The sequence below is a fragment of the Muribaculum sp. genome (assembly GCF_029051885.1).
GTDB lineage: Bacteria > Bacteroidota > Bacteroidia > Bacteroidales > Muribaculaceae > Muribaculum.
The window spans coordinates 1-11,278 of record NZ_JAIDKI010000181.1 but is presented as its reverse complement, the minus strand read 5'-3'; the positions used below and the strand labels follow the sequence as shown (position 1 = coordinate 11,278).

The 11,278-nt window shown below is 53.4% G+C and carries 9 protein-coding genes and 2 tRNA genes; all 11 read right to left on the bottom strand.

The genetic code is table 11. From position 1 onward, the window contains the following. Nucleotides 1-2,822, bottom strand: a 2,822-nt coding sequence (rpoC, locus tag K2I50_RS07820) for a DNA-directed RNA polymerase subunit beta' (protein ID WP_301025779.1), incomplete at its 3' end; no start/stop codon positions are given. 25 nt (nucleotides 2,823-2,847) lie between these two features. Continuing rightward, nucleotides 2,848-6,657: a DNA-directed RNA polymerase subunit beta gene (rpoB, locus tag K2I50_RS07815; RefSeq protein ID WP_301025778.1), complete on the bottom strand. Its 3,810-nt coding sequence runs from the start codon at nucleotides 6,655-6,657 to the stop codon at nucleotides 2,848-2,850. A 180-nt stretch (nucleotides 6,658-6,837) separates the two neighbouring features. Further along, on the bottom strand, nucleotides 6,838-7,212 hold the full coding sequence (gene rplL / locus K2I50_RS07810) for a 50S ribosomal protein L7/L12 (protein ID WP_068961382.1): 375 nt from the start codon (nucleotides 7,210-7,212) through the stop codon (nucleotides 6,838-6,840). 39 nt (nucleotides 7,213-7,251) lie between these two features. Then, complete coding sequence (rplJ, locus tag K2I50_RS07805; protein WP_068961381.1) at nucleotides 7,252-7,779, bottom strand: 50S ribosomal protein L10; 528 nt, start codon at nucleotides 7,777-7,779, stop codon at nucleotides 7,252-7,254. A gap of 20 nt (nucleotides 7,780-7,799) precedes the next feature. Beyond that, nucleotides 7,800-8,495, bottom strand: coding sequence for a 50S ribosomal protein L1 (gene rplA / locus K2I50_RS07800; protein ID WP_068961380.1), 696 nt, complete (start codon nucleotides 8,493-8,495; stop codon nucleotides 7,800-7,802). A 14-nt stretch (nucleotides 8,496-8,509) separates the two neighbouring features. Continuing rightward, on the bottom strand, nucleotides 8,510-8,953 hold the full coding sequence (gene rplK / locus K2I50_RS07795) for a 50S ribosomal protein L11 (protein WP_068961379.1): 444 nt from the start codon (nucleotides 8,951-8,953) through the stop codon (nucleotides 8,510-8,512). Between the two features lie 68 nt (nucleotides 8,954-9,021). Further along, complete coding sequence (nusG, locus tag K2I50_RS07790; protein ID WP_301025777.1) at nucleotides 9,022-9,582, bottom strand: transcription termination/antitermination protein NusG; 561 nt, start codon at nucleotides 9,580-9,582, stop codon at nucleotides 9,022-9,024. A gap of 6 nt (nucleotides 9,583-9,588) precedes the next feature. Then, complete coding sequence (gene secE / locus K2I50_RS07785) at nucleotides 9,589-9,786, bottom strand: preprotein translocase subunit SecE (protein ID WP_301025776.1); 198 nt, start codon at nucleotides 9,784-9,786, stop codon at nucleotides 9,589-9,591. Nucleotides 9,787-9,797: 11 nt separating this feature from the next. Further along, nucleotides 9,798-9,873: transfer RNA gene (locus tag K2I50_RS07780), tRNA-Trp, on the bottom strand. Between the two features lie 58 nt (nucleotides 9,874-9,931). Next, nucleotides 9,932-11,116: an elongation factor Tu gene (tuf, locus tag K2I50_RS07775; RefSeq protein ID WP_068961376.1), complete on the bottom strand. Its 1,185-nt coding sequence runs from the start codon at nucleotides 11,114-11,116 to the stop codon at nucleotides 9,932-9,934. Between the two features lie 83 nt (nucleotides 11,117-11,199). After that, nucleotides 11,200-11,271, bottom strand: a tRNA-Thr gene (locus tag K2I50_RS07770). Nucleotides 11,272-11,278: the final 7 nt, after the last annotated feature.

Sequence of the window (11,278 nt, the reverse complement as noted above, 5' to 3'; positions counted from 1 at the left end):
GCCACACCACCGACGTGGAATGTACGGAGGGTAAGCTGTGTACCGGGCTCGCCGATTGACTGTGCCGCGATGACTCCGACAGCCTCGCCTTTCTGCACGAGACGGTTCTTGGAGAGGTCGCGTCCGTAGCACTTGGCACATACGCCCTTCTTGGACTCGCAGGTGAGTACCGAGCGGATTTCAACAGATTCGATGGGAGATTCGTTGATGCGCTTGGCTGCAATGTCGTCGATTTCGTCGCCTGAGGCCACGATGAGCTCTCCTGAGATGGGGTCGAACACGTCGTGTACGGACACGCGGCCGAGGATACGCTCGCCGAGCGATGCCACAACCTCTTCGTTGTTCTTAATCTCCTTGCATACGAGACCGCGCAGTGTGCCGCAGTCCTCTTCGTGGATAATCACGTCGTGGGCCACGTCGACCAGACGGCGGGTAAGATAACCGGCGTCGGCGGTCTTGAGGGCGGTGTCGGCAAGACCCTTTCGGGCACCGTGGGTGGAGATGAAGTACTCGAGCACTGACAGACCCTCCTTGAAGTTGGCAAGAATCGGGTTCTCGATAATCTGTCCGCCTTCTGCACCGGCTTTCTGGGGCTTGGCCATAAGACCACGCATACCGGCGAGCTGACGAATCTGGTCCTTAGAACCACGGGCGCCTGAGTCGAGCATCATGAATACAGAGTTGAAGCCCTGGTTGGCGGCTGTCATCTGCTTCATGAGGATGTCGGTAAGACGAGAGTTGACGTGTGTCCAGATATCGATAATCTGGTTGTAGCGCTCGTTGTTGGTGATGAAGCCCATTGCGTAGTTGTTGAGGACTTCCTGCACCTGCTCGTTTCCTTCGGCCACGAGCTGCTCTTTTTCCGGTGGAATGAGCACGTCGCCGAGGTTGAACGACAGACCGCCGCGGAATGCCATGTAGTAGCCGAGGTTCTTGATGTCGTCGAGGAACTGGGCTGAACGTGTCACACCGCATGTGCTGATTACATCGCCGATGATGTCGCGGAGCGACTTCTTGGAGATAATCTTGTTGACATAGCCGATCTCCTTGGGTACGCTCTGGTTGAAGATGACGCGGCCTACGGAGGTGTTGTCGACAAGGTGCTGGATGGGGTTGCCCTGTTCGTCGATATCGTCTACAACAACCGAAATGGGTGCGTGGAGCGATATGCGGCCTTCGTTGTAGGCGATGAGTGCCTCTTCGGGACCGTAGAACTTGTGGCCTTCACCCTGGGCTCCGGGGCGGAGCTTGGTGATATAGTAGAGTCCGAGTACCATGTCCTGAGAAGGCACGGTAATAGGAGCGCCGTTGGCGGGGTTGAGAATGTTGTGTGCACCGAGCATGAGCATCTGGGCTTCGAGCACGGCCTCGTTGCCGAGGGGGAGGTGCACGGCCATCTGGTCACCGTCGAAGTCGGCGTTGAATGCCGTACATGCGAGGGGGTGGAGCTGGATAGCCTTGCCTTCAATCATCTTGGGCTGGAATGCCTGGATACCGAGACGGTGAAGTGTCGGGGCACGGTTGAGGAGCACGGGGTGGCCTTTCATTACGTGTTCGAGGATGTCCCATACTACGGGTTCCTTGCGGTCGACAATCTTCTTGGCCGATTTTACGGTCTTGACGATGCCGCGCTCGATGAGCTTGCGGATTACGAAAGGCTTGTAGAGCTCGGCGGCCATGTTTTTGGGCAGGCCGCATTCGTGCATCTTGAGCTCGGGGCCAACGACGATAACCGAACGTGCGGAGTAGTCGACACGCTTACCGAGAAGGTTCTGACGGAAGCGGCCCTGCTTGCCTTTGAGCGAGTCGGAGAGCGACTTGAGGGGACGGTTGGCGTCGGTCTTCACAGCCGATGACTTGCGCGAGTTGTCGAGCAGAGAGTCGACGGCCTCCTGGAGCATACGCTTCTCGTTGCGGAGAATCACCTCGGGAGCCTTGATTTCGATAAGGCGCTTCAGACGGTTGTTACGTATGATTACGCGACGGTATAGGTCGTTGAGGTCGGATGTTGCGAAGCGTCCGCCGTCGAGGGGAACGAGGGGGCGGAGTTCTGGCGGGATTACAGGCACAGCCTGGAGAACCATCCACTCGGGCTTGTTGCGGTGGCGTGAAGCGCGGAACGACTCTACAATCTGGAGGCGCTTGAGGGCCTCGGTCTTGCGCTGCTGAGAGCCGTCGGTGTTGGCACGGTGGCGCAGTTCGTAGGAGAGAGAGTCGAGGTCGAGACGTGTGAGAAGGTCGTAGACAGCCTCGGCGCCCATCTTGGCGATGAACTTGTTGGGGTCGGTGTCCTCGAGGCGGTCGTTGCCTTCGGGCAGACGGTCGATGATGTCGAAGTATTCTTCCTCGGTGAGGAGGTCGAGCTTGTCGACACCTTCGGCTGCGCCCGGCTGTATCACGACGTAGCGCTCGTAGTAGATAACTGCGTCGAGCTTCTTGGAGGGAAGTCCAAGCAGGTATCCTATCTTGTTAGGCAAAGAGCGGAAATACCAGATGTGAGCCACGGGCACTACCAGCTTGATGTGGCCCATGCGCTCGCGGCGTACCTTCTTTTCTGTCACCATTACACCGCATCGGTCGCAGACGATGCCTTTGTAGCGGATGCGTTTGTACTTTCCGCAATGGCACTCGTAGTCCTTCACGGGGCCGAAAATCTTCTCGCAGAAGAGGCCGTCGCGTTCGGGCTTGTATGTGCGGTAGTTGATGGTTTCAGGCTTGAGGACCTCGCCGCTCGACTTCTCGAGAATCTCCTCGGGCGAAGCGAGCCCGATGGAGATTTTGGAGAAACCGGTCTTTGTCTTGTTGTCTTTTCTAAAAGCCATTATATATTTACCTTTCTTATAAAGATTACTGCTCTAAGTTGATGCTCAGACCGAGGCCGCGCAATTCGTGGAGAAGCACGTTGAGCGACTCGGGGATGCCGGGGGTGGGCATGGGATCGCCTTTGACGATTGACTCGTAGGCTTTGGAGCGTCCGTTCACGTCGTCCGACTTGATAGTCAGAATTTCCTGCAGGATGTGTGATGCGCCGAATGCCTCGAGCGCCCACACCTCCATCTCTCCGAAACGCTGTCCGCCGAACTGCGCCTTACCGCCGAGAGGCTGCTGGGTGATGAGCGAGTACGGACCGATACTACGTGCGTGCATCTTGTCTTCGACCATGTGGCCGAGCTTGAGCATGTAGATGACGCCTACTGTAGCAGGCTGGTCGAAGCGTTCGCCGGTGCCGCCGTCATAGAGGTATGTCTTACCGTAGCGGGGTATGCCGGCCTTGTCGGTCCAGTCGTTGAGGTCGTCGAGCGATGCGCCGTCGAAAATCGGGGTGGCGAATATCTCGCCCAGTTCGCGTCCGGCCCATCCGAGTACGGTCTCGAAAATCTGTCCGAGGTTCATACGCGAGGGCACACCCAGCGGGTTGAGGCAGATGTCGACCGGAGTACCGTCGGCGAGGAATGGCATGTCCTCCTGGCGAACGATGCGCGACACGATACCTTTGTTACCGTGACGTCCGGCCATCTTGTCGCCTACGCTGATTTTGCGCTTCTTGGCGATGTATACCTTGGCCATCTGCATGATGCCTGAGGGGAGTTCGTCGCCGATTGATATGTCGAATTTTCTGCGGCGGAGTTCTGCGTCGATTTCTTTCGACTTGCGGATATAGTTGGAAATGGTAGCGCGGATGAGGTCGTTCTTATGAGCGTCGGCAGTCCATTTCGAGAGGTTTACGGTGTCGTAGTTGATATCCTTGAGAGCACCGGCTGTGAATTTGGCTCCTTTTGCCACGATGTCGGCTCCGAGGAAGTCCTTTACACCGTTGGATGTCTTGCCTTCGGTGAGGATGAGGAGCTTGTTTACGAGTACGTCGCGGAGCTCGGCCTGGCGCTTCTCATACTCTTCGTCGAGCTTGGGGAGCTGGGCGTTTGCGCTCTTTGATTTCTTCTTTGTGGCACGCTGGAACAGGTTTGTGCCGATAACGACACCCTTGAGCGATGGAGTGGCTTTGAGTGAGGCATCCTTCACGTCGCCGGCTTTGTCGCCGAAAATCGCGCGGAGGAGTTTTTCCTCAGGAGTGGGATCCGACTCGCCCTTGGGGGTAATCTTGCCGATCATGATATCGCCGGGGGCCACGTGTGCGCCCACACGGATGATACCGCGCTCGTCAAGGTCTTTGGTGGCATCCTCGCTTACGTTGGGTATGTCGGAGGTGAGCTCTTCCATACCGCGCTTGGTCTCGCGCACTTCGAGGGAGTATTCGTCGACGTGGACTGATGTAAGGATGTCCTCGCGTACCATACGCTCGTTGAGCACGATGGCGTCCTCATAGTTGTAGCCTTTCCAGGGCATGAATGCCACTTTGAGGTTGCGTCCGAGGGCGAGTTCGCCGTTTTCGGTTGAATATCCTTCGGTGAGAATCTGACCGGGCACTACGCGCTGGCCTTTTGTGCATATCGGGCGCAGGTCGATTGTGGTGCTCTGGTTGGTCTTGCGGAATTTGGGGATGGTGTATTCTTTCACGGCATCCTCGAATGCCACAAACTCTTCGTCCTCAGTGCGGTCGTAGCGGATGCGGATTGTCTTTGCATCGACAAACTCAATCACACCGTTGCCTTCGGCCATAATCTGTGTGCGTGAGTCGCGGATGAGCTGTCCTTCCAGGCCGGTGCCCACGATGGGGGCCTCGCTGCGGAGCAGAGGCACGGCCTGGCGCATCATGTTTGAACCCATGAGCGCGCGGTTGGCGTCGTCATGCTCGAGGAAGGGGATGAGCGATGCTGCGATGGATGCAATCTGTGTCGGTGACACGTCCATGAGGTCGACCTCGGAAGGTGCGACGATAGGGAAGTCAGCATCCTGACGGGCTTTGACACGCTCGCGCTCGAAGTCGCCGGCGGTGGTAATCGGGGCGTTGCCCTGGGCAATAATCTTGCCTTCCTCCATTTCGGCGGTGAGGTATACTACCTCGTCGTTGTTTACGTTGACCTTGCTGTCCTTAACCTCGCGGTAGGGGGTTTCGATGAAGCCGAGGTCGTTGATTTTGGCGTAAACGCAGAGCGAAGATATCAGACCGATGTTGGGGCCTTCAGGGGTCTCGATAGGACAGAGACGGCCGTAGTGGGTATAGTGTACGTCTCGTACCTCGAAGCCTGCACGCTCGCGCGACAGACCGCCGGGTCCGAGGGCCGACATACGGCGTTTGTGGGTAATCTCGGCCAGAGGGTTGGTCTGGTCCATGAACTGCGACAGCGCGTTGGTGCCGAAGAATGTGTTGATTACCGATGATATGGTCTTGGCGTTGATGAGATCGATGGGAGTGAAGTCCTCGTTGTCGCGCACGTTCATACGTTCGCGGATAGTACGCGACATACGGGCGAGACCAACGCCGAACTGGTTGTAGAGCTGTTCGCCTACGGTGCGTACACGGCGGTTGCTGAGGTGGTCGATATCATCGACATCGGTCTTTGAGTTGATAAGCTCGATCAGGTACTTGATGATGGCGATGATGTCCTCTTTGGTGAGTACTTTCACGTCCATCGATGTGCCCAGGCCGAGTTTCTTGTTGATGCGGTAGCGTCCTACCTCTCCGAGGTCGTAGCGCTTTTCGGAGAAGAAGAGGTTGGTTATTACCTCGCGGGCCGAAGCATCGTCGGGAGCCTCTGCATTGCGCAGCTGGCGGTATATATATTGTATGGCCTCCTTTTCAGAGTTGGAGGTATCTTTCTGGAGAGTGTTGAATATGATGGAGTAGTCGCTGGCCGAAGCATCCTCTTTGTGCAGGAGTACAGTCTGTGCGCCGGCGTCGATGATATCCTGTATCATCTCGTCCTCCAGCACTGACTCGCGCTCTACAACTACTTCGGTACGCTCGATTGAGCTGATTTCGCCGGTGTCTTCGTCGACGAAGTCTTCTACCCACTTCTTTACGACGCGGGCTGCCAGCTTGCGGCCGATTGCCTTCTTGAGGTTGGTCTTGTTGACCTTAATCTCTTCGGCGAGGCCAAAAATCTCAATAATGTCTTTATCGCTCTCAAGACCTATGGCACGCAGAAGTGTTGTTACGGGGAGCTTCTTCTTGCGGTCGATGTAGGCGTACATCACGTTGTTGATGTCGGTGGCAAACTCAATCCAACTGCCACGGAACGGGATGATACGAGCCGAGTAGAGTTTTGTACCGTTGGCGTGGGTGCTCTGACCGAAGAACACGCCGGGCGAACGGTGGAGCTGCGATACCACAACGCGTTCGGCACCGTTGATCACAAATGTACCCTGTGCGGTCATATAGGGAATCGGGCCGAGATAAACGTCCTGGATCTTGGGCTCAAAATCCTCGTGATCTGGGTCGGTACAGTATAGTTTTAGCTTGGCTTTGAGGGGTACGGAGTAGGTCAGGCCGCGTTCCAGACACTCAGCAATGGTGTATCTGGGCGGATCGATATAGTAATCGAGAAATTCCAGCACATAGTTGTTGCGGGTATCCACGATGGGGAAATTCTCGGCAAAAACTTTATATAGACCCTCATTTTTGCGCTTTTCCGGGGGAGTGTCGAGTTGCAGGAAGTCCTGAAACGATTTAAGCTGCACCTCCAGGAAATCAGGGTAAGGAAGAGGATTCTTTACCGATGTGAAATTGATACGGGGTTTAGTTGCGGTAACAGACATTTAGAGAAATGGTTAAGAGAAGTATCGCAGCGGAATCGATCAGGATGCCGGTACATATCCGGTCATAGTCTGTGGCATCCCGACACGATACTTCAGGTGAAGTGTACTTAAAATATAGCACAAAAAGGTTAAGAATCATATAGTATGATTCTTAACCCGGTTACCTGATGACAGGTAAAATTATTTAAGTTCAACTTCAGCGCCAGCCTCTTCGAGCTGCTTCTTGAGACCCTCGGCGTCAGCCTTAGAGAGACCTTCCTTAACAACGCCGGGAGCGCCGTCAACGAGTTCCTTAGCTTCCTTGAGGCCGAGACCTGTGAGCTCCTTAACGAGCTTAACAACGGCGAGCTTGCTGGCACCAGCGCTCTTGAGTACTACGTCGAAAGAGGTCTTCTCCTCAGCGGCAGCAGCACCACCGGCAGCGGGAGCGGCAACAGCAACAGCAGCAGCTGCGGGTTCGATGCCATACTCTTCCTTGAGAATCTGAGCAAGTTCGTTTACTTCTTTTACTGAGAGGTTAACTAATTGTTCTGCAAAAGCTTTTAAATCTGCCATTTTAGTATGATTTTTTTGTTTGTTCGAATTGGGTATTGATTATTCTTTGTTGGAGAGAGTTTCAAGGATGCCGTGGAGCTTGGTGCCACCCGAAGTAAGAGCGGATACCACATTCTTGGCCGGAGACTGGAGCAGAGCGACAACATCGGCGATGAGTTCGTTCTTGCTCTTGATTGCAGCCAGCGTGTCAAGCTGATCAGCGCCAAGGTAGACGGTTTCCTCTACATAGGCAGCCTTAAGCAAGGGGAGCTTGGCGTCTTTATCTTTCTTGAGGACATCTTTGATGAGCTTCGCGGGAGCATTTCCAACATTAGAGAACATGATGGATGTAGCTTCCTTGAGAGCGGGGTAGATTTCAGAATAGTCCTGGTCGAGCGACTCGAGAGCCTTGTGGAGAAGAGTGTTCTTGACAACAAGGAGCTTGATGTCGGCCTTGTTGCAGGCACGGCGCAGGTCAGATGTCTTTTCTGCATTGAGACCGGCAGTCTCTACCAGATAGAAGCAGCTGTACTGTTTGATGGTGTCTGCAATCTTTTCTATAATAATTGCTTTATCTTCCTTCTTCATTGTGAATCGTCTTTAATGGGTTAGGCATCCACTGACTTGGAGTCAACCTTGATGCCGGGACTCATGGTGCTTGAAAGATAAATGCTCTTAATATAGGTGCCTTTAGCGGTAGCGGGCTTGAGCTTGATCAGAGTGTTGATGAACTCGCGTGCATTGTCGCGCATCTGCTCGGGGGTGAAGCTCACCTTGCCGATAGAAGAGTGAACAATACCGTTCTTGTCAACCTTGAAGTCGATCTTACCTTTCTTTACCTCTTCGACAGCTTTGGCAACATCGTTGGTAACGGTGCCGCTCTTGGGGTTCGGCATGAGGCCACGGGGACCGAGGATACGGCCGAGGGCACCGATTTTACCCATGATGGCGGGCTGAGTGATGATTACGTCAACATCGGTCCAGCCACCTTTGATTTTGTCGATATACTCGTCAAGACCCACATAGTCGGCACCGGCAGCCTTGGCTGCAGTCTCGGCATCGGGGTTGCAAAGTACGAGCACGGTAGTCTTCTTACCAGTGCCGTGAGGCAGAGTGACAACGCCGCGTACCATTTGGTTAGCCTTACGGGGATCAACACCCAGACGTACGTCGATATCAAGCGAGGCGTCAAACTTAGCGTAGTTTGTCTCCTTTACCTTATCGGCGGCTTCGAGGAGTGAATAAGCCTTCCCTGCTTCAATCTTCGCTAAAGCTAACTTTTGGTTTTTAGTAAGTTTTGCCATGTCAATTGAAGTTATTAGTTATTTTCCGGGAATGCTCCCTTTACGGTGATACCCATGCTTCGAGCAGTGCCGGCGACCATGCGCATTGCGGATTCGACAGTGAAGCAGTTGAGGTCGGGCATTTTGTCTTCAGCAATAGCCTTAACCTGCTCCCAGGTGATTTCGGCAACCTTCTTACGGTTAGGCTCGGCAGAACCGCTCTTAACCTTGGCAGCCTCGAGGAGCTGGATGGCAACGGGGGGAGTCTTAACTACAAAATCAAACGATTTGTCGGTGTAGTATGTGATGACAACCGGAAGAACCTTTCCAGCCTTGTCCTGGGTGCGGGCGTTGAATTGCTTGCAAAACTCCATGATGTTGATGCCCTTAGAACCCAGAGCGGGACCTACTGGCGGTGAAGGATTTGCTGCCCCACCTTTAATCTGCAATTTGATCTGTCCAGCAATTTCTTTAGCCATTTTTTTACAAATTTGATGGTGTTGTATAAACATGCGCTATATTGACGCAAACAATGCTCGTAACCGCATTATTTGGCCAACTCACGCTCTACTTGTGACGCTTCCAGCTCAAGTGGTGTACGACGACCGAAAATCTTTACCTCTACCTTGAGTTTGCGTTTCTCGGAATCGAGATCTACAATCTCACCGGTAAATCCGGCAAAGGGGCCGACAGTAACCTTTACATGCTCTCCTACGAGGAAGTCATTGAAGCCATCCTCATTGGCATCATTAATCTCATCGGCAGCACCAAGCATACGCATTACTTCCGACTGACGGAGCGACTCGGGCGCTGAGCCTTTCGAACGTCCGCGGAGGAAGTCGATTACGTTGGTGGTGTTGCTGAGTTCATGAATCACTTCTCCGGTAAGAGTTGCCTCGATGAATACGTAGCCCGAATAGAGGTTGCGCTCTTTTACGACACGCTTTCCATTGCGGGTAGTCACGATTTTCTCGGAGGGAATCAACACCTGAGATACGTAGTTGCCAAGATTGGTATTCTTGATCTGTGCATCAAGAAGCTCCTTGACTTTAGCTTCTTTTCCTGATATGGCACGAAGCACGTACCATTCCTTTTTCAATTCAGCCATGATTTACTACGCAAGTCCGTAAATGAAGTGCATGAAATGATCAATAATCTGGTCGAAAATCAAGATAATCAGTGCTATTATGATGGAAGCAATCAGCACGATACAGCTGCTCTTGATTAGCTGGACCTTAGTAGGCCAAGAGGTCTTATACCGAAGTTCGGCATAAGACTCCTGAAGGTCTGTAAGTAGTTTAAAATTTTTCATTTCTCAATTTTTGGCACGGGACGAGAGACTCGAACTCCCGACACCCGGTTTTGGAGACCGGTGCTCTACCAACTGAGCTAGTCCCGTAGGTTGCGTATCCGCGTCATCATCGACGCGGATACGCCGTTATAGTAATGGGGAATGATTATTCAATAATCTCGGTGATCTGACCGGAACCAACGGTGCGGCCACCTTCACGGATTGCGAAGCGGAGACCCTTGTCGCAAGCAACGGGGTTGATGAGCTTCACGATGATTTCTACGTGGTCACCAGGCATTACCATCTCAACACCTTCGGGAAGGGTGATTTCACCGGTCACGTCGAGTGTACGGATGTAGAACTGGGGACGGTAGTGGTTGTGGAACGGAGTGTGACGGCCGCCCTCTTCTTTCTTCAGGATGTAGACAGAAGCCTTGAATTCGTCGTGAGGCTTAACTACGCCCGGGTGGCAGATAACCATACCACGCTTGATATCTTTCTTGTCGATACCGCGGAGGAGGAGACCAACGTTGTCGCCGGCTTCGCCCTGATCGAGGAGCTTGCGGAACATCTCAACACCGGTAACAACCGACTTGAGGTCAGCGCCAAGACCCATGATCTGAACTTCATCACCAACCTTAACGATACCTGTCTCGATACGACCGGTGGCAACAGTACCACGACCGGTGATTGAGAATACGTCCTCAACAGGCATAAGGAAGGGTTTGTCGATATCGCGGGGAGGCAGGGGAATCCATTCGTCAACAGCAGCCATGAGCTCCATAACCTTCTCTTCCCACTGGGGCTCACCGTTGAGAGCGCCGAGGGCAGAGCCACGGATGATAGGAGTGTTGTCGCCGTCGTAGTCGTAAGACGAAAGAAGGTCACGCATTTCCATCTCAACGAGGTCGAACATCTCTTCGTCGTCGACCATGTCGCACTTGTTCAGGAATACAACGATACGGGGAACGTTCACCTGACGGGCGAGAAGGATGTGCTCGCGGGTCTGGGGCATAGGACCGTCGGTTGCGGCAACTACGATGATAGCACCGTCCATCTGAGCAGCACCGGTAACCATGTTCTTTACATAGTCGGCGTGTCCCGGGCAGTCTACGTGAGCGTAGTGACGGTTGGCAGTCTCATACTCTACGTGAGCGGTGTTGATTGTAATACCGCGCTCCTTTTCCTCGGGAGCATTGTCGATCTGATCGAACGACTTAACTTCAGAGAGACCCTTCTTGGCCAGCACGGTAGTGATGGCAGCGGTCAGAGTAGTTTTGCCGTGGTCAACGTGGCCGATAGTACCGATGTTGACATGCGGTTTGGTTCTTTCGAATTTTTCTTTAGCCATAACTATTGTTATTTTGATGATAATATTTTCCTTTTAACAAAGCAACCACGAACATGCGTTGCATATCCGAGGCTACAGTAGTGAGCCGATGGCGGGATTTGAACCCGCGACCTCTTCCTTACCAAGGAAGTGCTCTACCCCTGAGCTACATTGGCAACATTT